Annotated in this window: 20 protein-coding genes; 3 read left to right on the plus strand and 17 right to left on the minus strand. The window is 26.3% G+C overall.

Features of this window, described 5'->3' with window-relative positions:
- Positions 1 to 89: 89 nt before the first annotated feature.
- Positions 90 to 293: a helix-turn-helix domain-containing protein gene (locus tag IC214_RS18600; RefSeq protein WP_227434784.1), complete on the minus strand. Its 204-nt coding sequence runs from the start codon at positions 291 to 293 to the stop codon at positions 90 to 92.
- 399 nt (positions 294 to 692) lie between these two features.
- Here IC214_RS18600 and IC214_RS18605 point away from each other — a divergent pair, with 399 nt between their 5' ends.
- Positions 693 to 842: a hypothetical protein gene (locus tag IC214_RS18605; protein ID WP_227434785.1), complete on the plus strand. Its 150-nt coding sequence runs from the start codon at positions 693 to 695 to the stop codon at positions 840 to 842.
- 63 nt (positions 843 to 905) lie between these two features.
- Positions 906 to 1,418 carry a hypothetical protein gene (locus IC214_RS18610; protein ID WP_227866885.1) on the plus strand — a complete coding sequence of 171 codons (513 nt, stop codon included), beginning with the start codon at positions 906 to 908 and terminating at the stop codon, positions 1,416 to 1,418.
- Between the two features lie 587 nt (positions 1,419 to 2,005).
- Here the strand turns inward: IC214_RS18610 and IC214_RS18615 are convergent.
- The 11 genes from IC214_RS18615 to IC214_RS18665 form a co-directional block, all read right to left on the minus strand.
- Positions 2,006 to 5,050 carry a diguanylate cyclase domain-containing protein gene (locus IC214_RS18615; protein WP_227866886.1) on the minus strand — a complete coding sequence of 1,015 codons (3,045 nt, stop codon included), beginning with the start codon at positions 5,048 to 5,050 and terminating at the stop codon, positions 2,006 to 2,008.
- 617 nt (positions 5,051 to 5,667) lie between these two features.
- A complete protein-coding gene (locus IC214_RS18620; protein WP_227434788.1) occupies positions 5,668 to 6,447 on the minus strand; it encodes a phosphatidate cytidylyltransferase in 780 nt (259 codons plus the stop codon).
- Positions 6,448 to 6,459: 12 nt separating this feature from the next.
- Positions 6,460 to 7,194 (minus strand): isoprenyl transferase, encoded by a 735-nt coding sequence (locus IC214_RS18625; protein WP_227866887.1) that lies wholly within the window; start codon positions 7,192 to 7,194, stop codon positions 6,460 to 6,462.
- 28 nt (positions 7,195 to 7,222) lie between these two features.
- Entirely contained in the window at positions 7,223 to 7,426 is a 204-nt protein-coding gene (locus IC214_RS18630) for a hypothetical protein (protein WP_227434790.1), read from the minus strand.
- Between the two features lie 2 nt (positions 7,427 to 7,428).
- Positions 7,429 to 7,986: a ribosome recycling factor gene (gene frr / locus IC214_RS18635; RefSeq protein WP_227434791.1), complete on the minus strand. Its 558-nt coding sequence runs from the start codon at positions 7,984 to 7,986 to the stop codon at positions 7,429 to 7,431.
- A 25-nt stretch (positions 7,987 to 8,011) separates the two neighbouring features.
- Complete coding sequence (gene pyrH, locus IC214_RS18640; RefSeq protein WP_003430597.1) at positions 8,012 to 8,716, minus strand: UMP kinase; 705 nt, start codon at positions 8,714 to 8,716, stop codon at positions 8,012 to 8,014.
- 83 nt (positions 8,717 to 8,799) lie between these two features.
- A complete protein-coding gene (gene tsf / locus IC214_RS18645; RefSeq protein WP_021384993.1) occupies positions 8,800 to 9,711 on the minus strand; it encodes a translation elongation factor Ts in 912 nt (303 codons plus the stop codon).
- Between the two features lie 78 nt (positions 9,712 to 9,789).
- Complete coding sequence (gene rpsB, locus IC214_RS18650) at positions 9,790 to 10,503, minus strand: 30S ribosomal protein S2 (RefSeq protein ID WP_003424537.1); 714 nt, start codon at positions 10,501 to 10,503, stop codon at positions 9,790 to 9,792.
- A gap of 206 nt (positions 10,504 to 10,709) precedes the next feature.
- The gene (locus IC214_RS18655; RefSeq protein ID WP_227824021.1) at positions 10,710 to 11,894 is read right to left on the minus strand and encodes a D-alanyl-D-alanine carboxypeptidase family protein; all 1,185 of its coding nucleotides are present in this window, start codon (positions 11,892 to 11,894) and stop codon (positions 10,710 to 10,712) included.
- Between the two features lie 103 nt (positions 11,895 to 11,997).
- A complete protein-coding gene (locus tag IC214_RS18660; protein ID WP_227434793.1) occupies positions 11,998 to 13,056 on the minus strand; it encodes a potassium channel family protein in 1,059 nt (352 codons plus the stop codon).
- A 203-nt stretch (positions 13,057 to 13,259) separates the two neighbouring features.
- Complete coding sequence (locus IC214_RS18665) at positions 13,260 to 13,907, minus strand: helix-turn-helix domain-containing protein (RefSeq protein WP_227866888.1); 648 nt, start codon at positions 13,905 to 13,907, stop codon at positions 13,260 to 13,262.
- Between the two features lie 183 nt (positions 13,908 to 14,090).
- Here IC214_RS18665 and IC214_RS18670 point away from each other — a divergent pair, with 183 nt between their 5' ends.
- Positions 14,091 to 14,714 (plus strand): manganese efflux pump, encoded by a 624-nt coding sequence (locus tag IC214_RS18670; protein ID WP_227434795.1) that lies wholly within the window; start codon positions 14,091 to 14,093, stop codon positions 14,712 to 14,714.
- A gap of 138 nt (positions 14,715 to 14,852) precedes the next feature.
- Here the strand turns inward: IC214_RS18670 and IC214_RS18675 are convergent, their stop codons facing one another.
- The 5 genes from IC214_RS18675 to IC214_RS18695 all read right to left on the minus strand — a co-directional run bounded on the left by IC214_RS18675 (position 14,853) and on the right by IC214_RS18695 (position 21,957).
- The gene (locus IC214_RS18675; RefSeq protein ID WP_413926679.1) at positions 14,853 to 15,431 is read right to left on the minus strand and encodes a LuxR C-terminal-related transcriptional regulator; all 579 of its coding nucleotides are present in this window, start codon (positions 15,429 to 15,431) and stop codon (positions 14,853 to 14,855) included.
- Between the two features lie 4 nt (positions 15,432 to 15,435).
- The gene (locus IC214_RS21260) at positions 15,436 to 16,506 is read right to left on the minus strand and encodes an ATP-binding protein (RefSeq protein ID WP_227866889.1); all 1,071 of its coding nucleotides are present in this window, start codon (positions 16,504 to 16,506) and stop codon (positions 15,436 to 15,438) included.
- Positions 16,507 to 17,134: 628 nt separating this feature from the next.
- The gene (locus IC214_RS18685) at positions 17,135 to 19,114 is read right to left on the minus strand and encodes an ABC transporter permease (protein WP_227866890.1); all 1,980 of its coding nucleotides are present in this window, start codon (positions 19,112 to 19,114) and stop codon (positions 17,135 to 17,137) included.
- Between the two features lie 25 nt (positions 19,115 to 19,139).
- Complete coding sequence (locus IC214_RS18690) at positions 19,140 to 19,889, minus strand: ABC transporter ATP-binding protein (protein WP_227866891.1); 750 nt, start codon at positions 19,887 to 19,889, stop codon at positions 19,140 to 19,142.
- 151 nt (positions 19,890 to 20,040) lie between these two features.
- Positions 20,041 to 21,957, minus strand: coding sequence for an endonuclease MutS2 (locus IC214_RS18695; RefSeq protein WP_227866892.1), 1,917 nt, complete (start codon positions 21,955 to 21,957; stop codon positions 20,041 to 20,043).
- Between the last annotated feature and the right edge of the window lie 346 nt (positions 21,958 to 22,303).

The raw sequence follows: 22,303 nt of genomic DNA on the forward strand, positions 1-22,303 counted from the left end.
TTTTAATCCAATAAAACTCTATCTATTAAATTAAACCTTACCTATTCTTTATATGTTTTTTACAATATTATTAAAATATTTTAGCATCATTAAACATCCTTTTTTATTTCTACAACATCTTCTATTTTACAGTCTAGTGCTAAACATATCTTTTCCATTGTATCCATAGAAACAGACTTATCATTTCCTAATCTACCTAAAACAGAAATACTTATACCTGATATATTTACAAATTCCATCTTTCTTATTTTTCTATCAATTAGCAATTTCCACAATGGAGTGTATGAAATCATTTTATCACCTCTTCTAAAATCTATTTTATCATATTTTATCTATTTTGAAAAATTTTCATCTTTTTCGATAAATAATCATTTATTCAAAATTGGCTAAAAACATGTTCTTTCAATATTGATAAATAAATTCATTTTAATATAACAATAAATAGCACCTATCAAAAATATGTTTTAAAATAATCTGTATCTAATTAAAAAGCTTTACAGAAAATTATATTTATTAACTTTAAGTAATGATAGAAGTAATTTCTTCTGATTATAAATTTGTATAATCATTATCCCAAGTTAACATAACATTCCAAAAAATAAAAAACTTCAATGTTACTTTTTTATATAAATATGTTAAAATAAAACAAAGTAATGGATTAAAAAACTATACTATTAATAGAGGGTTATTAAATGAAACAGAGTGAAAAAAGAGAAAATGAATTTATAAAAAATAGATGGACTTTAGCTGTCATAGAAAAAGAAAAAAAGGTTACTTGTATTATTCGTTATTTACTAACAATACTTGCTATCATTGCTCTCCTTACTCCTATGAAAATTTAATTTTCCATCTATATATTTATATTACTATTCAGTTGGATGATGTATTTATGGCTATATCCTAAAATGCTACTAGAAATACCTAAAGCAAAAGAATCAAGAAAGTATCATATACCATTTCCTTTAACAGCATGTTCATTATCTATGTTAACTCTACTTTTATCAACAAACACCCTAAATACACCAAATAACGAAAGATTTAGTTTTTCTGCTATTTACATGATAGTGTTGTTAATTTTTTATGCCTTAGTATTAATTATCAAAAAAAGATATGAAACAAAACTTAAAGTATTACTGGTTACCTTATCTACATTTATTCTTAGTTTTTCTACAACACCAGCATTAAATTATATAGCAACATTAGATAAACCTGAGTTTGAATTTGTAACAGTTGTTGATAAAGAAATAAATCCTTCTCGCTCTGGGAACGATTACTATCTTAAAATAAATGTAAATAATAAAATAAAAAAAATGAAAGTTACTAATAACATGTATGATTCGACAAATAAAAATAACTCAGTTCAACTTTGTAAAAGAAAGAGTATCTTTGGTTATGAATACTGGACATTGTGCAAATAACATAATTACATTATTAATAAAATCAAATTGAAATCAACTCAATTATTATATGAACATTTTATTCTTATGATTATTAATCTAAATAAAGCCAATAAGAAAAAGCATTAGTTACATTACTAATGCTTTTTATCTATTGCTAATTTTAATTACAAATTTTTTAATTCTTCTAGCATGTTATGTACTTATTACACTTTTACAATATTTATATTATTTTTCAGTCACATATTTATTAAAAAATTCTTTTTCTTCTATTGGTCTAGAAAAATAAAATTCTTGTCCCACATCACATTTAATAGTCTTTAAAAAATCTAAGTCTTTCTTAGTTTCAATTCCTTAACATACAACATACATATCTATACGATGTGACATTTTAATAATGTACTAAATGATACTTGTAGACTTTTTCTCAATTAAAGGTTTCTTTAAGTAAGCTTTTCTAAAATTGAATTAACTGGCTCTGATATTTCATTAAAAGCACTTTCAGTTACCTCTATTATAATGTATCTATATAACTTACAAATAACTAATCGCTTAGTAAAGGTGATTACAAAAGCTTTGTAGTAACATGTGTTTGATTGATTTTATTTTTAGATGGAAAACATACAATATGTATTTTTACCTTCTTCTTTTGCTCTATACAATGCACTATCTGCACGATGATACAACTCGTAAAACTGTTTCCCATCTTCTGGGTATCTAGAAATACCTATACTTACACTTACTTCAAAACATAATTTATCATATGTAAACGTGGTATCTAATCTTTTTAATATATCATGACCTTTTTTTTGCAGGCTTTCTTTATCTCCATTATACTCCATAAATGCTATAAATTCATCACCTCCAACACGGCCAACAATATCTGTTTTCCTAAAATTACTTTTTAGACATTCCGCTAACTCAATTAAGATTTTATCTCCAAATACATGCCCCATAGTATCATTAACATCCTTAAAATTATCTACATCAATCATAAATAATGCATATTTCTTATTTTCATCAACTGATAGCAACATGTGTCTTATCTTTTCCTCAGTAGTACTTTTATTTAGTAATCCTGTCATTAAATCATTTTGAGATTGCTCAATTAACTTATTATACTCTCTCTTTTCTTCATCAATATTTCTTATTTTACCTAGTATCGATATAGTAGCATCTCCAATCTTATCAGGTTCATTAAATACTATAGAACACCATAAATGTACGTTATCTTTAGAACGTATACGTATCTCTATTGCTTCTGGCTTATTACCAATACGTGCATTTTCTAAAGCGTCAAGTAAAATCTGATGGTCTTCTTCATAAATATTTGATAATTGTTCAGAAATTGTTCCTCTTGGTTCTATCTCAAATATACTATAATAGTTATCAGAAAATGTTATTGTACCATCCTTAAAACTATATTCAAATAATATATCTCCCCATTGTTTTAAGGCTGTTTGATAGCGATTAACAAGTCTATTAGATTTTTTATCACTTTTTTCAGAAGTTACATCTGTTGCCTCTGTTACATCCACAATACTTGAATAAAAGTACTTCTTGCCATCTTTATCATTTTCACATAATCTAGAAATCGTTTCTAAAGAAATCAAACGATTATCTTTACATCTAATATGATAATGAAGTGTAACTATATCTCCAGAATTAACTTGGCTTATCATATCTCCAAGTACAACTCTTCTATCTTCTTCTATAATTAAATTGATATACTTTCCATCAAACTTACTTTTAATTTCTTTTTCTGTATAACCTATCAATGATATAAAGCTAGGAGAAATATAATCTAAAGTAAAATTTTCATCAAAATGGATACATTTTACACAAGCAGGAATATTATCTAAAACTCTTCTGTATTTCCAATAGGATTCTTCCATCTCTAAAGACCTTTTCTTAAGCCTATCATTTTCTATTATGACTACAATTAAACTTTTAGAACCCTGCTTACCTTTTACTACATTGCCTGTTCCAAGTATCCATATAGGAGTTCCATCAGATTTTACTACCCTAAATTCAATTGTAACTACATCGCTAATTCCAAGTTGCCTTCTAATTTCATAATTCACATATTCCATATCATCTGGATGCACAAATCCTAATGCTTGATTTTTAAATTTTTCTTCCATCTCTTTAATGGTATAACCTAACATCCTTCTATAGCCTTCATTACATGTAAGAAAAGTAAATTCAGGGTTCATTCCTACTTGAAATATGCCTGCATAAGCATTATCAACCAATTCTTTTATATTCATTGAATGTGTTGGAGTAAAGGCAGAATATACCATACTTTTTTCTTTTTCTATAGAAAGTTCTTTTGATATAACATCTTCCTGATAATTAATGCTCTCAATATTCTTTTCAAAGTAATGCTCATAAAACTTCTCTGCGTTTATAGGCTCATTATAATAAAATCCTTGCAATATTTCTGGTCTCATCTGTTCAATTATTTTTAAAGTTTCTTTATTTTCAATTCCTTCCACATAAACGGACATATTCATACTATGACATAGATTAATAATTTGAGAGACGATTTTTTGGTCTATTACATCATATGTAATACGGTTTAAAAGAGTATGATTAATTTTTAAAGAATCAGCACTTAGTTCACGAAAAATTTCTAAAGATGAATGTTTTGCTCCAAAGCTGTCGAATGTAATCTTAATACCTTGACTTCGAAGAAAATCAAAAGAACTCCTTATTTCTTCTATTTGTTTTATGTTATTATTTTCTGTTAATTCCAATGTAATCAGAGATGGAGATATACCCTCTTGCTTTATAGTGTCTAAAATAAAAAACTTGAAGCTAGGGTCTTCAAGCTGCTGATATGACACATTTATATTCATATTGAAATTTGGCATATATTTTGTCCATACTTTTAATTGCTTTAAAGCTGTTTTAATTACCCATTGACTAACTGTATCCATAAGCCCAGAAGATTCTAAAAAAGGTATAAATTCAGTTGGACCAAGTTTCATTTCAAAATTAGGATTTCTCCAACGAAGCAATACTTCGCATCCATATAGTTTCTTACTATTGTTAAAAATAAGTGGTTGATAATTTAAATAAAATCCTTTAAAATTATTTAATACACTTTCTCTTAGATACTCTATCAACTGTATAGAATACTGCGAAAAAGTCAACTCATCTTTTGAATAGACAATTAGTGTTTTTTTCCCTTGCTTTTTTGCTTTTTCAAATGTAACACGTGCATTTTGGTATAATGTATCACAATCTATACCATCTTTTGGATAAAAGCAAATACTTCCTGATATAGTAAATGAAATAGCATGTCCATTAATCTGTTTTATACATTGTGCGATATCTTGAAACCTATTAAAGAGTTTTGTTAATTCATAACAATCTCCATTTGGATACAAAATTCCAAAACCATTTCCATCTAATCTATATAAACTTATATCTTCAGGTAAAAAAGGTAAAATAGATTTAGAAAACTTTTTTAAAACCCTATCTCCAAATGAATAAGAATATAAGTTATTAATTTGTTCGAAATCATCAATTCCAATAAACATAATACCATATGGCTTTTTCTGTGTTTCTAGACTTGAAAGCATCATTCTCAAATTGTAATTTCCATTTAAATTCGTTAATTTGTCTATAATATTATTAGTTAACATGCCTATTAATCCATCCCCCCTAAATTGCTTTAACTTCTCGAAATAAACTTTTTTCTATTATTTTTTTAATTCCAATCATATTTTCTAGTTATGAAAATTTATATATATATAATAAATTCTTACCTAATTCAAAAGCTATTTTTATACTGGTATACTTTAAATTTACATCATCAACTTGATGATGTTGAAGATGGAGTACCTAATATATTTCAATAAACAATTAAAATATATTATTTATTGAGAATTTAACTATTTGAATTTATTTTATCATATTTTGGAAATATTTTCCTTTTTTTTGATATATTACTTAAATTATACCCATACTTATCAAATAAAATCAATAATATACTTATGACTTATTAATTATACATAAAAATAAAATTTATAATTGAGAATAAATTAGTTATATTCAGATATATAGCTTATAAAAAGATACTATATTTAAAAATGTCGAAATTATTAAATAAAAAAAGATTTTTTACAATATTTTCTAAATTATAAAAAAATGAAAATAGCCATGTAACTAAATACTCACAGAATTCTTCTGCTTTTTAAAAGTTACATAGCTATTTTCATTACTAGCAATTATAGACTGCCTTTTTAAAACCAACCAATCTTTATCTAATAAAAAATTTAATAGTATTATATACAAAAGGCGCTACTAATATAACACTATCGAATCTATCTAATATACCCCCATGACCAGGTATTATCTTTCCATAATCCTTTATCCCTACATATCTCTTTATTGAGGATGCAAATAAATCTCCTAATTGAGCTATTATACTTCCTATGCTTCCTATTATAGCCAATTGAAGCAAATCAATACCAAATAAATACCCAAATAAAATACAACAAAGTGTACTTCCTATTATTCCTCCAATAGCTCCTTCTACAGTCTTTTTAGGACTCACTTTAGGGATTAACTTATGTTTGCCAAGTAAATAGCCACTAAAATATGCAAATATATCTGTCATAAAAGATATTACAAATATAAGCCATACATAGATATTCCCTCTTTCAAAGCTATTTATAGTTATAACTATAAAATCTAAAAATACTCCTATATAAAAAACTCCTAAAAATGTAATCGAAACATCTATAACATTGCTTTTGCCCATCAACATATAAATTATACTTGCTAAAAATAAAATGAAAAGCACTGCATAAGTATATTCCAATGGTAAGTTAAAAATATTTTTTACAGCTAAATAAATAGAAAATATATACCCTATAATAAATATTGGATGTATATCTTTTATTTTAAATGCTTTATAAAATTCATGTAATGCAATATAAACTATTGCCATCTCAGCTATATAAAGAGGAATCCCTCCATATACAACAAATAGAAATAATGGAACCAGAGCTAGTGAAGCAATAATTCTTGTAAGCATAAAATAATCTCCTTACTTAAGTCCTCCAAATCTTCTATCTCTTTTTTGATATAAATATATAGCCTTTTGTAATTCTTCTTTGTTGAAATCAGGCCAATGTATATCAGTAAAGTAAAACTCAGAATAAGCAACTTCCCAAAGTAAAAAGTTACTCAATCTTTGTTCCCCACTTGTTCTTATGACCAAGTCTGGATCTGGTATAGACTTTGTGCTTAAATAGTTTTTTATAATATCTTCATCAATATTGTTTATATCTATTTTACCACTTTCACAATTTTTTACTATATCTATAAGAGCATTTTTTATATCTGCCCTACTTCCATAGTTCAATGCTAAATTTAAGTTAACTCCTGTATTGTCTTTTGTTATTTCCTTAGCTGAATTTAATTCTCTTATACAAGTTTTTGGTAAAGCACTTATCTCTCCTATAGCTGTTACTTTTACATTATTTTGATGCAGTTCAGCTATTTCATTTCTTAAGTATGTAGATAATAAGTTCATAAGTGTATCAACTTCAAGTTTTGGTCTTTTCCAATTTTCTGTTGAAAATGCATATAGTGTCAAGTGCTTAACACCTAAATTTGAACATTCTTTAACTATATCTCTTATAGTTTCTACTCCAGCCTTATGTCCTGCAGTTCTTGGAAGAAATCTGGATTTTGCCCATCTTCCATTCCCATCCATTATAATAGCAATATGAGTAGGTATGTTATTTAAGTCTATGTCATACATGATGTTGTTATTCATATTTTGCCTCCAATATTGTTCTGACTCCTTAAATTAAGGAGTCAGAAAAGTATGTGATTATTAGTTCTACACTATCACCTATCTCAGATATTTTTATAACTCTAGGAACTACAAGTTTATCTTTATCCTTTTTACCTTCAATAGATTTTATGGTATAAGCTACATTTTGTTCATCAAAATATTGTTTTACCTCATCTATATGAAGACCTAAAAGGTTATAATATTTTTTCAATATTATACCTCCATTATATCCTTTTCTTTTTTAGCCAATAATGTATCTATTTCTTTTATAAATTTATCAGTCATTTTTTGAACTTCATCTTGTGCTTTCTTTAATTCATCTTCTGTTATTTCTCCGCCTTTTTCCATTTTCTTAATTTTTTCATTGGCGTCTCTTCTTTCATTTCTTATTCTAACTTTAAATTCTTCTGAAGCTTTACTGGCCTTTTTAGCTAATTCTTTTCTTCTTTCCTCTGTTAAAGCTGGTACAGAAAGTCTTATAACTTCACCATCATTTGATGGATTCAATCCTAAATCTGAGTTAGCTATAGCTTTTTCTATTTCATGCATAGCAGATTTATCCCAAGGAGATATCATTAGTATTCTTGGCTCTGGTACAGATATAGCACCAATTTGATTTATTGGAGTTGGAGTTCCATAATAATCAACTCTTATTTTGTCTAACATTTGTGCATTGGCTCTTCCTGCTCTTATAGTTCCAAATTCGAACTTTAAAGCATCAATTGTCCCATTCATTTTCTCTTCTAACTGCTTATGTATTTCTAGTTTCATAATTTTACTCCTCCTTCATTCTTCATTATTTTACAGTAGTTCCTATATTTTCACCTTTTACTGCTCTTATTATATTCTCCGTTGTAAGCTCAAATACCTTTATTGGAATCTTATTATCCATACATAAAGATGTAGCTGTAGAATCCATAACTTTTAATTCTTTTTGTATAACTTCCATATAGCTTAATTCTGTAAATTTCTTAGCATCTGCATGTACTTTTGGATCCTTGTCATATACTGCATCAACATTTTTAGCTAACAAAATAACTTCTGCTTCCATTTCAGCAGCACGTAAAGCAGCAGTTGTATCTGTTGTAAAGTAAGGGTTTCCAGTTCCTGCACCAAATATAACAACTCTTTCCTTTTCTAAATGTCTAACTGCTCTTCTTCTTATATATGGTTCTGCAATTTGTCTCATATCTATAGCAGTTTGAACTCTTGTAGCAACGTCTATATTTTCTAGTGCATCTTGTAATGCCATTGCATTCATAACTGTAGCTAACATACCTATATAGTCAGCAGTAGTTCTATCCATTCCTTCGCTAGTTCTACCTCTCCAGAAGTTTCCGCCACCTACAACTACAGCCACCTCAACACCTATTTCTTGTATTTTTTTAATAGCAATAGCAATATCATTAACTACATCATTATTTATACCAAAACCTCTTTCTCCCGCTAATGCTTCTCCACTTAATTTTAACAATACCCTTTTGTACATTGGTTTATCCATCAGAAACCTCCTATTTCAATCCTTCATATCCATTTTTTCTATTTTTTAAAAAAGAGAACACCTGCGTGTTCTCTCTTTGGTTATTACTTAAGTTGCTTAGCAACTTCTTCTGCAAAGTTTTCTTCTCTCTTTTGTATACCTTCACCAACTTCGAATCTCACAACTTTAACAACTTTTATATCAGAACCTACTGCTTTAGCAACATCAGCAACTAATTGTTTAACAGTTATATCTGGATTTTTAACGAAAGTTTGCTCTAATAAACAAACCTCTTTTAATTCTTTTTCTAATCTTCCTTTAACCATTTTTTCAACTATATTAGCTGGCTTTCCTTCATTTAATGCTTGTTGAGTTAATACTTCTGTTTCATGTGCTATGTATTCAGCATCTACTTCATCTCTTGAAACGTATTTAGGATTCATAGCAGCAACTTGCATAGCTACATCCTTACCTAATTCTAAAACTTTAGCATCTCTAGCTTCTGTTTCCATTTCAACAAGAACACCTATTTTTCCACCACCGTGGATATATCCAGCAACTTGTCCATTAGTTACAACTTTAGCAAATCTTCTAAAGTCTAATTTTTCACCTATTTTTGCAACTCTATTATTTAAAACTTCTTGTAAAGTTATTCCTTCTCTATGAGTTTCACCTAATAAAGAAGCGATATCTTCTTTATCAGTAGCTAATGCCATACAAGCAGCATCTTTAACGAACACTTTGAAGTCTTCATTTTTAGCAACGAAATCTGTTTCTGAGTTAACTTCTACCATAGAAGCAACTGTATTATCATCGTTCATTTCTATTGCAACTAGACCTTCAGCAGCAACTCTACCAGCTTTTTTAGCAGCTTTTGATAATCCTTTTTCTCTTAATAAATCTACTGCTTTTTCCATATTTCCTTCAGCTTCTTGTAAAGCTTTCTTACAGTCCATCATTCCTGCGCCTGTACTTTCTCTTAACTCTTTTACCATTTGAGCAGTTATATTAGCCATTTTTTAAGTTTCCTCCTACTTATTCTATTCCATATTATAAATGGTAAGGGCGACCCTTACCATTTAATTGTCAAATTATTATTCTTGGTCTTCAGCTACTTCTTCTTCAGCACCTTGTCTACCTTCAATTACAGCTGTTGCCATAGCACCAGTTATTAATTTTACGGCTCTTATTGCATCATCATTTCCTGGTATAGCAAAGTCTAATTGTTCTGGGTCACAGTTTGTATCAACTATACCAACTACTGGTATACCTAATCTGTGAGCTTCTTGAATAGCTATGTTTTCTTTTCTTGGGTCAACTACGAACATTGCACCTGGTAATTCAGGCATGTCTTTTATTCCACCTAAGTACTTTTCTAGTTTTTCTTTTTCAGCTCTTAATTTTATAACTTCTTTTTTAGGAAGAACATTAAATACGCCTTCTTCTTCCATTTTTTCTAATTCTCTTAATTTATTTATTCTAGTTTTTATAGTTTTGTGGTTTGTTAACATTCCACCTAACCATCTTTCATTAACAAAGTACATTCCACATCTTTCAGCTTCATCTTTTATCGCATCTTGAGCTTGTTTCTTAGTTCCTACGAATAAAATTGGCTTTCCTGTTTCAGCTACTTCTTTAGTGAACTTGTAAGCTTCTTCAACTTTTTTAACTGTTTTTTGTAAGTCGATTATATATATTCCATTTCTTTCTGTGAATATATACTTAGCCATTTTAGGGTTCCATCTTCTTGTTTGGTGACCGAAGTGAACACCTGCTTCTAATAATTGTTTCATTGATATTACTGACATATTTACCTCCTGGTTTTATACCTCCAGCTTGATCTTCTCCCTAAAAAACCATGTAATAGGCACCTTTTAAGGATCCCAATGCTGTGTGTGATTTATTTTATTTTTTCACCTCTAGTAGTATATCATAGAGGTGAAAAAATAACAATATTTTTTCCATATTTTCTATTTTTATATTTTTTTGTATATTTTATACCATTTTTTTGAATTTAATTTGCAAATTTCATTTTTAATTTTGTTTTTAGTGGTACATTATCAACACTATTATCACTGACTATATCTACACTTCCAAGTAAATCACCTGAACTAGTGTAATATTTTATAGTACCCATAGTATCACCTTTTTTAACAGGATACTCCATATTTTTAATTTTTACTTCAGATTTTATATTTTCATCATTTTTTAATATTGTATAAAGTTCATTTTTGGCTTTTAAAGTAACCTCTAGTTCTTTCATTCCTTTTATATATTTCTTACCAATAAAGCTATCTTTATCAATTACTTTTTTCATATTAAAATTCTCTTTTCCATATTTTAACATAGCCAAAGAAGAGGATATTCTTTTATCTTTATGATTAGCACCTAATACAACGCCTATTACTCTACGTTTTTTTTCATTTTTTTCATTCTTATTAACAATCATAGAAAATGATAAACAATAGCCAGCATTCCCAGTGTACCCTGTTTTTATACCATCAACTTCAGGTATAATTCTCAATAATGCATTTGTATTGCTTTTTTCAAAGCTTCTATCTGAGTTCGTATAGGTTTCCATATCAGTTATAGCTGTTACTTGCTTTTCATAATGGTCAAACATGTATTTTCCAAGAATAGATATATCTCTTGCAGTAGATATATTTTCTTTTGCTGGTTTTTTGGGATTACTTAAATCATATATTGGAAGACCATTTGGATTTAAAAAATGAGTATTAGTCATTCCTATTTCTTTTGCTTTTTTGTTCATCCTATCTACAAATGCCTCTTTAGATTTGCAAATATGTTTTGCTATAGCAATTGCTGCATCATTTCCTGATACAATCATAAGACCTCTCATAAGTTCTATAAGTGGTACTTCTTCACCAACTTTTAGTTTATAGCTTGAACCTTTCACTGAAGCAATAGACTTGTCTATCTTTATTGTGTCAGTTTCTTTTACTTCTTTATTTTCAATAGCCTCTATTGCAAGTAAAAAAGTCATCATCTTACTTAAACTTGCTAAAGGTACCTTCATATCAGGCTCTTTACCATACAAGACTCTACCTGTTTCTTGGTCTATAAGTATAGATGTTTTTGAGTATTTGTCTACGGATTTTTCATCAGCATATGAATAATTTGGTATTATAAATGCTAGAATTAGAGTTAATGTTAAAATTTTTTTTATTCCGTTTTTCAATTTTTTCACCTTCTTGGATTATTAAGTATATTTATATTTAAATTTTCCCTCTTTAGTCCAATTTATATCTAGTAATTAATACCTATCCATATTTACATAGATATTATCTTATCATTCTCTTAATAATCACAGATGCCCAAATTGCTCCTATTGTAACTCCTAAAAATACTTCTATACCTGCTAAAGCTTTACCAATCAAACTTGTAGCAACCATATCTCCGTATCCTACTGTACTAAATGTAGCCATACTAAAATACCATAAATCTATATATGTTTTAAAAATCTCACTTGCTGAATAATTACCTAAGTTATTTATATTTAAAGTTATAAGTGTACTGTTTGAACTTTCTATACCTACGAATAGATATAATAAGGCAAAACTACTTATTATAGCTATAATCACAAATAATATATTCCATGGTTTTTCTCCATAACCTGTAGTATAGTGCGCTATTTGGTCAAAAAACTTTTCAACTAAATAACTGCTGAGAGTTGGATAGTCAGAACGTTTTATCATTTTGCTACTATAAATTCTTTCCTTATAATAGTAAGGACCTATCATCTCATAATCTCCAATTTTTGTAGCTTGATTTCTAGCTATTCTATAATTTATTTTTCCATGCTTGCATTCACTTTTTCCATACTCCACATTTTTAAGTATAAATTTTGTACACATACTAAAAATTATTCCATCCATTCTTGGAAAATTTTCTACTTTATTAACTACTAAATCAGGCCCTTTAAATTTTACTTTTTCAAATATCTTATCATTTATATATACCTTATTGAACTTTGTTTTATTAAAATCACAATTTTCTAAAAATACACAAGCATTAAAAGATACTTGACCCCTGAAATCTGTATAGTTAAAAATAACATTTTTTTTAAAAAGATATTTTCTAAAATTTGCTTCTTTTTTAAATATCGTTTCAGAAAAATTTAATAATTTATAGTCATAAGTTAATATTTCTTCTGCATTAAATTCATTCTCAAATATAAATCCATTAAATTCATTTATTTCTTCCTTATATATATTGTCCATCATCAGTTTTATATCTTCACTAGACTTATTCTCTTTGTGAAAAATACAATATCCAGAAGAATCTGCTTCTCTATGACATTTTTTTCTTTCATCTATTTTAGATATCCATTTGCAATTCATAAATATCCTCCAGTACAAAAAAATTATCACTATTTTGTATTAGTTTGGATATTATTTTATTTTATATACTTAAATACATACAAAATATATATTAAATTGTTTATTTTAAAATTTTCAAGTTATTTCTCCTTAGATAAACATTAAAATTTATCTATACTCAGTATCTTTGTTTGTCATCCCCATAGAGTAGTACAATTACAAAACTACTTATCTTTTCTAAGTAGTTTTGTAATCATATTTAATGCTACTAAGTCATCGATAAATCCTATTGGAAATACAAAGTCTGGAATAACATCCGTTGATATAACAAAGTAAAGCAGCATACTTCCAGTCAATAAATATTTTTTTATTCCTAATTTTCCTGTACAAAATTCAGCATACATGTCCCTCAGTCTATCTGTAAATTGTCCTTGTTTTTCTATAGAATCTATTTTTTTACTAAAACTATCAAAAAGTAATTTTTTCCCTTCATCTGTTTGAACATATAATTCACATTTACTTAACTCTTTCTCAATATTTCCGTTGAAATTTTTATCATTAATTAAATTTGCAAATCCAAGTACATCATCAAAGTTACTAAAATCGCTATCTATATTAAAAATTTGTTTATTATTACTGTTTTTAAACTCATATCCTGATGCTTTTAATAACTCTTCTAAATTTACATTTAAGTGTATTGCAATCTTTTCTAGGTGATTTATATTCGGTTTTTGTTTATTATTTGCTATGCGAGATATAGTAGATTTATCAATTCCGCTTTTTTTACTCAACGCTCCCATTGATATTGATTTTTCTTTTAGTAATGCCTTCAATAGATTACCAAAACTCTCAACCTCAATATGTTGCTCCATTATTTTCACCTGCTTTATTATGTTTGGTTTTATATTATATAATATGAATTTTTTGTTTTTTAGGTGTTACAAAATGTTGAAATTCTATCAACATTCTATTGGTTTATCTGTAACAATTTATCTCTTTTTACAATACTATAACTATATAAGTATAAAATTTAAGAGAAAGGATGTTAATCTACTGTGATTGAATCAATTTTATTAGTAACTTCTCTTTGTATAGATGCCTTTGTAACAAGTTTTGGATATGGCGTAAATAAAGTTAAAGTTCCTTTATATTCAAATATGATTATTAGTGTGGTTTCTTCAGCAATTTTGGCAATATCACTTTTTGCAGGTACAATAGCTAGAGACTTTTTACCTCAAAATATAACAATGTTGATATGCTTTTTAATTTTATTTTTATTAGGAAGTTCTCGATTAGTTGAGAGTTTCTTTAAATCTTATTTCAAAAAAAAATCCATACATTCAAAAGATTATAATTTTAATATGCTAGACCTTAAGTTAAATTTTAATGTTAGTGTTGAACCTGACACTTTAGATACAAATAAATCTAAAATTCTTAAATCTGCTGAAGCATTTACACTTGCACTTGCTTTAAGCTTAGATGGATTAGCTATTGGATTTGGAAGTGGTCTTGTAGGTGTAAATTATATACAAGTTATCTTATTTTCTCTAATTTCAAATATATTAGCAGTATCATTTGGTTGTTTACTAGGAAATGTATTTGTTAAAAATATAAATCTAAATTTATCTTGGTTAAGCGGTTTGATTTTACTAATTATTGGATTTATGAAAATATGTTAACAAAAAGGCTATCTTAAAATTTTATTTTAGATAGCCTTTTTATATATATTTTAAATGATAAAAATTTCTACTTAAATTTAATTATTATATTAGATGAAAATTTACAATCAAATACATTTACTGAGCTACAAACTTCTCTTATTGCATATTGAGTTTAATATATCCAAGCTGAACTCCCTTTGTGACAGCTTCTAATGAAGAAGATACATTTAGTTTATCAAAAATGTTTTGGATATGATTAGATACTGTTCGCTCACTTAAGTATAATTGAGTTGCTATATCTTTTCTCTTAACTCCATTATATAGAAATTGCAATATTAATTTTTCTCTATGTGTTAGCTCTTCAATATATTTTATTTCATTGGGAAAATAATTATATCCATTTTGAATCTGATTTAATATTTCAATAAATTTATCTGGCTCAATATTTTTATTTATAAAGCCTTTTGCACCCATTTTTTGAGTTTCATACTTATATACAGGCAAATCATAACCCGTTAACATGACTATTTTTACTTTAGGTATTATTCTTATAATGTCTTTTGCTAAAGACAACCCATCATTATCAATTTTTCCTAAATTAATATCAATAAGAATTATATCTGGTTTTTCATTTTTAATTATTGAAATTACCTGGGAAATATCTTTAATATAAATAAATTTTTCTATTTCAGTATAATCTTCTAATGCAATTTCTAAGCTTTTTGCAAATAACACATGGTCATCTATTAATAAAATATTTATAATAATTCTCTCCTTCCATAGGAATTTTTACAACAATACTAAACCCAGAAGCTGTCTTATCAATATTAAAAACACCATTTAATCTGTGTAATTGTTCTTGAATAGAAGATAGCCCATTATTTTGATATCTTATTAAATCATATTCACTTTCCACTCCCACTCCGTTATCTAATACTGAAAGAATTATATCTTTATTTTTTTGAATTAGTGAAATTTCGATTTTAGAGCAATTTGAATGTTTAAAAGCATTTGTTACTAGCTCTTTTAATATACGGTATATAATAAAATTATATGGTTCAGCCAAAAATATATTATCTTCACATGTAAAACAAATTTCTATATTTTTAGATAAATAATTACCTCTAACCATAACAAACATATTTTCTATATTTTCTTTTAATGTAAGTGTTTTTAACAATATTGGATGATAATCCTGCATTTGATTGCGAATAGATAGATTTAATTTTTCTAATGTACTTACGATTATATATTTTACATCTGGATTTTCAGATTTTTTCATCATATTTTTAATTGACAGTAAATCTTGTAATACTTCATCATGTAGATAATTAGAAAAATCCTTTTTAAGCTCTTCCTCTTTATATATCTGCATTAGATTATTTATTAAGTTACTTTCTTGCACACTAAATTTTTTTACTGAATTTTTATTACATATGATATCATCAATGTTTGTGTAAATTAAAATAAAGTAAAGTAGAGTAAACCAAAATATACAATGTATTATTATAAAATATGTAATTATATTAAGGTCTAATAGTTTTCCAATTCCAACGAAAAATACACTTATTAAAGAAATAAAAATCAATCTTTTCTTACCATTTAGCATAGTATTTTGTTTTATATAACCTTTATCTTTTATAGCAATATTATGGATACTAAATATGGCTAATGATATAATTAAATACATTCCTAGATTCTCAACATATTCCTGTTTTTTAGAAAAAACTATAGCATATACAAGGAATATAAATAATAAAATAGCTGAATATATAAAATTTCTTTTCTCACACTTTAAAACAAGTATCACAGTTTTTTTATATAAGACTATTAAGAATATAAAGCTTATCAAACTTATAATTATTTGTAATAAATAAAGTAGTGCAAACAGATGATTATCAATAAATTTTGAAACGACTGTCAAAGCACACATAAGTTTCAATATAAATTCTAAGCCTTTCTGGTAGTTGTATTTGTAATCTTGAAAGAAAAATACAAATAAAAATCTTACACTTTCAAAAACAATAATCGGACTTAGGAAAAAAATTAATTCAGAAGATATTTTACTATTATCAAATAAAAATAAAAAATACCAAGAAAGCAAAACAAGCAAGTTTGTAAATTGTACGAGCACTCTATTTTGTTTCAAGTTAATTAATTCAATGTACATTATATTAACAACTATAATAGATACAAGTAAGAGAGTGAAAATGGAAATACTTTTAATATTTTTATTATTAAAAAATTCATAAATTAGAAATAATATTATCAATAATTGATTTATTAATATGAAAATCTTTCTTTTATTATAACTGACTTTGAACATATTAACTCCTTTCTGATAATTAATTATATGATAACATTACATAACTTGTAAATTAATTTATATACAAGATGCTTATCTTCTATTTTCCAAATATTTTATAAAATTTTTAATGCTATTTTTTAAGCACTATTTTATAACATGAATACTTTGTTAAAATGTAATATCCTATATATACTAGTGTAAATATGACACTTGCAAATACTATTGGAATTATTATAGGTGTATTATTTCCTAATATGTTATCTATTAAAGCAGATTTGTAAGCAATTAATCCAAATATACTATGTGCCATTCCTAATACATATGGTATCGAAAAAAACACTAAAATCTGATTCTTAATTATTTTCTTTATATTTTTTTGACTATATCCTATTTTACTCAATATATTAAAACTATTTCTATCATAAATGGCATTAGAAATACTGTGAAAATACAGCATACTTCCTGTAGCAATAAAAAATATAACAGAAAGAAAGCTAATCAATAAAAAAGTTGAACTACTCTCATGCACAATTTCAAATTTTCTTTGATAAGCACTTATAAAATATGGATTATTCTTTAATAAATTTTTAAGTTTTTCATAAATTTCTTTATTATCTCTCATATCTTTTCCATCAATACTTATAATAGAATTTCTTGATAGATTATTGTATCTAGATATTTCATTATATAGTTTATCCGACACTATTAATGTTCCAATACTATTTGAAAAACTAATTGGATTATCTAATGTAGTATCCTTTATAACCACATCTACCTTTTTATCTGAATATAAATCTAAATTAAGGATTTTCCCTTTATCCACATTCTCTTCACTTGGTCTATATTTTACTAATACACTTTCATTATAATTCAGAGGTTTTAAATCAAATTTTTTCCCTTGTTGTTTAATTAATTCTATATAATCAGACTCTGATATACAGTCAAATCCAGAGATTCTTCCTTTGTCTTTGCCAATAGAATACTCAATCGGTAAATTTTTTGATGAAGAATTTACTTTTATAATATTTGTTTCTCTGTATTTAAGGTTTTCTATTAATTCATAATCTCTTACAGCATTAATAATTTTATCAACATTACTTTTTTCTTCTAACTTAAACTCAATAGCAGAAGGTACTATACGAGAAACTGCTACTACAGGATAATAAATTGATAAAACAGTTGACGCAAATATACATAATGTTCCTGCTGACAACAAAGTTAATAAAATTAATGTTTTTGCATTAGAACGTATGGAGTAAATAAACTTAGGAATTGTAATAATCTGTATTTCTCTATAAAAATGATTTTTTTTAGTTTTTAATATTCTAATAATATAAGGTAAAAATGAATTTATAAAAAAAACAGTTCCAACAACTACGCAAAGTAAGGTCAATATAGCAATTGGAGAAAAACCAATACTATACCAAACAGAATCCTTTCCTCTAGTCATATCAAAAGCTAGTACATATCCTAATACAAGCATAAAAATACCTATAAAAGCTATCAAAGGTCTTATTATAATCTGTTTTTCTTCGTTTCGTTCTATTTTGACTAAATTAAGAAGAGAATTTCTTCGAATCAATTTCCAATTTGAAAAATATAGTACAAGTAATATAACAATTAAAAATAATATACTAGAAATAACAGCATTTACATTGAAAAAAGGTATCTTTGAACTATCTACATTTAAATTTAATGAATGCACAATTACATGTATAACAAACTTATGTAATAATGAACCAGCTAAAACACCTATAATAAAAGCAATCATGCAAATAAATATATTTTCAATCATAACTAATTTTAATATACTTGATTTTCTATATCCCATCAAGGTGTATATGCCAAGCTCTCTCATTCTACGTCTTATAAAAAATCTATTTGAGTAAAGCATATAGAATAATACAAATGAAATTATAAAAATTGAAATAGTTTTTGTCATAGTTTCTACTCTTCCATCTGATGAAATTTTATTCATTATAATATCATTCACAGAAAAAGATACAAAACTAAAAAATATCATGAGTATAAAAGCTACAGAAAACAAATATAATGAATAAAACGAAAAGTTTTTCTTGAGATTCTTTTTAGCAATGTTATATATATTCATTTTTACTATCTCCTTTTAATGTATACTAATATATTTCTTCTAGTTTACTGGTCTTGCTAACTATAGCTTCAAAGAAATCTTTATGATTTTTTTCATTTTTTTGAAGTTCATCTATAATTTGACCATCCCTAAAAATCAAAATTCTACTGCAAAAACTAGCTACATAAGCATCATGTGTTACCATCAATATAGTAGTTTTTAATTCTCGATTTACATCACTTAGTGTTTTTAGTAACTCATTTGCTGATACTGAGTCAAGTGCTCCAGTTGGCTCATCTGCAAGTATTATAGATGGTTTTTTTATAATAGCTCTTGCTGCAGCAACCCTTTGACATTGACCACCAGATAACTCATTTGGATACTTATACAAAGTTGAATCTATTCCAAAACGTTTTGTCAATAACTTGATAGAATCTTCGATTTCACTTGCTTGCATATGTTTTAAAGTAAGTGGTACAGCTATATTTTCAAAAACATTCAAACTATCAATCAAAAAGTATTCTTGAAATATAAATCCAATATTATACTTTATAAAATCCGCAGTAGAGTTATTATTTAATTCTTTTAAATTTACACCATTAATTACTATCTCACCACTATTTACACTATCTATTGTAGATAATACATTTAGTAAAGTTGTTTTTCCAGAACCTGATGCTCCCATAATTCCAACAAATTCACCAGAATTTACCTCGAATGAAACATGATTCAAACTTGGTTTTTTATTTTTACTGTAAGTCTTTGTTACATCTTTTACAGATAATAGAACATCCATATTTATACCTCCTTTAATATTATTTCATCTATGTTTAAAGTATAAATTTTTACACACAAAAAAACATGAGTAAAATACGCAAAAATAATCGCATTTATTACTCATGTTTTGTAAAATAATTATTTACATTTTAAATAGTCATTTATGTTTTTTACATTTGTTTTCTATTTTCTCTAATTTCTCTTTGAATCTGTTTAAGAGCTTTTTTTGAACCTCTCTGAATGTCTTTTTCTAATTTTCTATCTTTAAAACTAGTAAACAATGAATTTAAATCATATCCTTCTGGATATAACTCTTCTGCTTTTATACTAAGTTCTAATCTTTTTATATTTACTAAAACAAAATTGTCTTTAAATAATATTTCTACATTATTAAATTTGTCTCTAGGTTTATACACAACTCCAAAGTCATTTTCATCCAATAATTTTACTTTATCACCTGTATTATACTCTGTATAATTGGAAATAAATTCAACATTATCTTTATTTTCAGTATGGGATTTTAATTTACTTCTCTTAACTAAATCTAAATTGTAGTTTCTATCAGTTATATATTCTTTAGCTCTACTTAATACCTTATTTTTTATTCCCATCTTTTTAGAAATAAAAAGAGCATTACTATCTTCAGATTTTCCTATTGTTAATTTATATAATGGTTCTAAAGTTTCTTTATCAAACATCATACCTGCATTTTCAAATTCTGGATGCAAATTAGCAAACTTTTTTATTTCGCCATAATGAGTTGATGCTATTGTTATACATCCCATACTATAAAACTCTTCTAGCAATGATATTGCTAGTCCTGCTCCTTCATTGGGTTCAGTTCCACTACCTATCTCATCAAATAGAACAAGCGTAGAATTATTTGATGAGTCTATAATTTCTGCAATATTTTTTATGTGTGATGAAAAAGTACTTAGAGCATTTTCAATACTTTGATTATCTCCTATATCTACAAACACTTTTTCAAATACACTTAGTTCGCTGTCTTCTTTAGCAGAAATATCAAAACCACATTGAACCATCAAAGTTAATAGACCAACAGTCTTAAGAGTTACAGTTTTTCCACCTGCATTAGGTCCTGTTATTACAAGACTTCTATAACTTTTACCTATTTCAAAATCTAAAGGTACCACATCTCCTGTTAAAAGTGGGTGCTTACCTTTGATTATTTTTGTATATCCATTGTTGTTTATTCTTGGAGTAATACCATTTATTTTTTGACTATATTTAGCTTTTGCAAATACCATATCATATTCAGAAAGTATTTCTATATTTAACTTTATCTGAGTTATTTTATCAAATATAAGCTCTGTTAAATAAGATAATATCTTATATTCTTCAATAGTCTCGTCAGCTTTTAACATAGTCAATTCTGTACTTAAATTTGACACACTTATTGGTTCAACGAATACAGTATTTCCTTTTGATGAAGTATCTAATATAGTACCATTAACTTCATTTTTATAAGAAGATTTAATTGGTATTACATATCTATCATTTCTTTTACTTATTATAAACTCTTGTATATACTTTTTGTTTATACTTGATGTTATAAACTTATTTAATCTATCTTTTATTTTTCCTTCTGTAACTTCTATATTTCTTCTTACCTTTTTTAATTCTTTACTGGCATTAGAATCAACTTTATTTGATTTTATGCAGTAGTTTATCTCTTCCTCTATGTTTTTGCATTCTGTTATATTTAAAGCATAAGAACTTAATGTAGGCGAATAAAATTCTTTGTCTAACATAAAAGCTTTCATCTTCCTACAACCTCTTAAAAAATCCTCTATATTTACAAGTTCAATAGGTTCTATTATCATTCCTTTTTCAATTTTATCTATTGTAGAACCTGCATTAAACAACCCTTCAAGTGGTATATGATTACTATTTTCAATTATTTTTCTAGCTTCTTTATTTTCTTTTAATTTCCTTCTTACTACTTCAATATTACCACTAGGAGTTAATTTGTCTATTAAATTTCTTCCAAGTGAACTTACACAATGTATTTTTATTAATTCTTTAACCTCATTTAGTTGTAGTCTTTCAATTGTATTACTATTCATTATTTTACTTTCTCCTTTATTTATAAGTCATGAATTTTAAATAACTATTTCACTTATTTTTATAATAATTATTTGTAATCGACTTAATAAATAAGGAATTATTGTTCATTAAACTCCTTATTTATTAAGAAGTCTAACCCCGGACTCACTAATGTTAGTATTCTTTTTCATAAAACACTGCTCCTTTTCTATTTTTACTTAACTATTTTAGTCACTTTAACATTATTTCATAAATTATATCCTAGTGTCAATATAAATAAATTTATTTATCTTTTAACATAATAAAACACCTATAATACTCACTATTAAAATAAAAACAATGTTTATTCTTTCATTTATACCCAAC

This window comes from Clostridioides sp. ES-S-0190-01, assembly GCF_020658275.1.
In the GTDB taxonomy this organism is placed as follows: domain Bacteria; phylum Bacillota; class Clostridia; order Peptostreptococcales; family Peptostreptococcaceae; genus Clostridioides.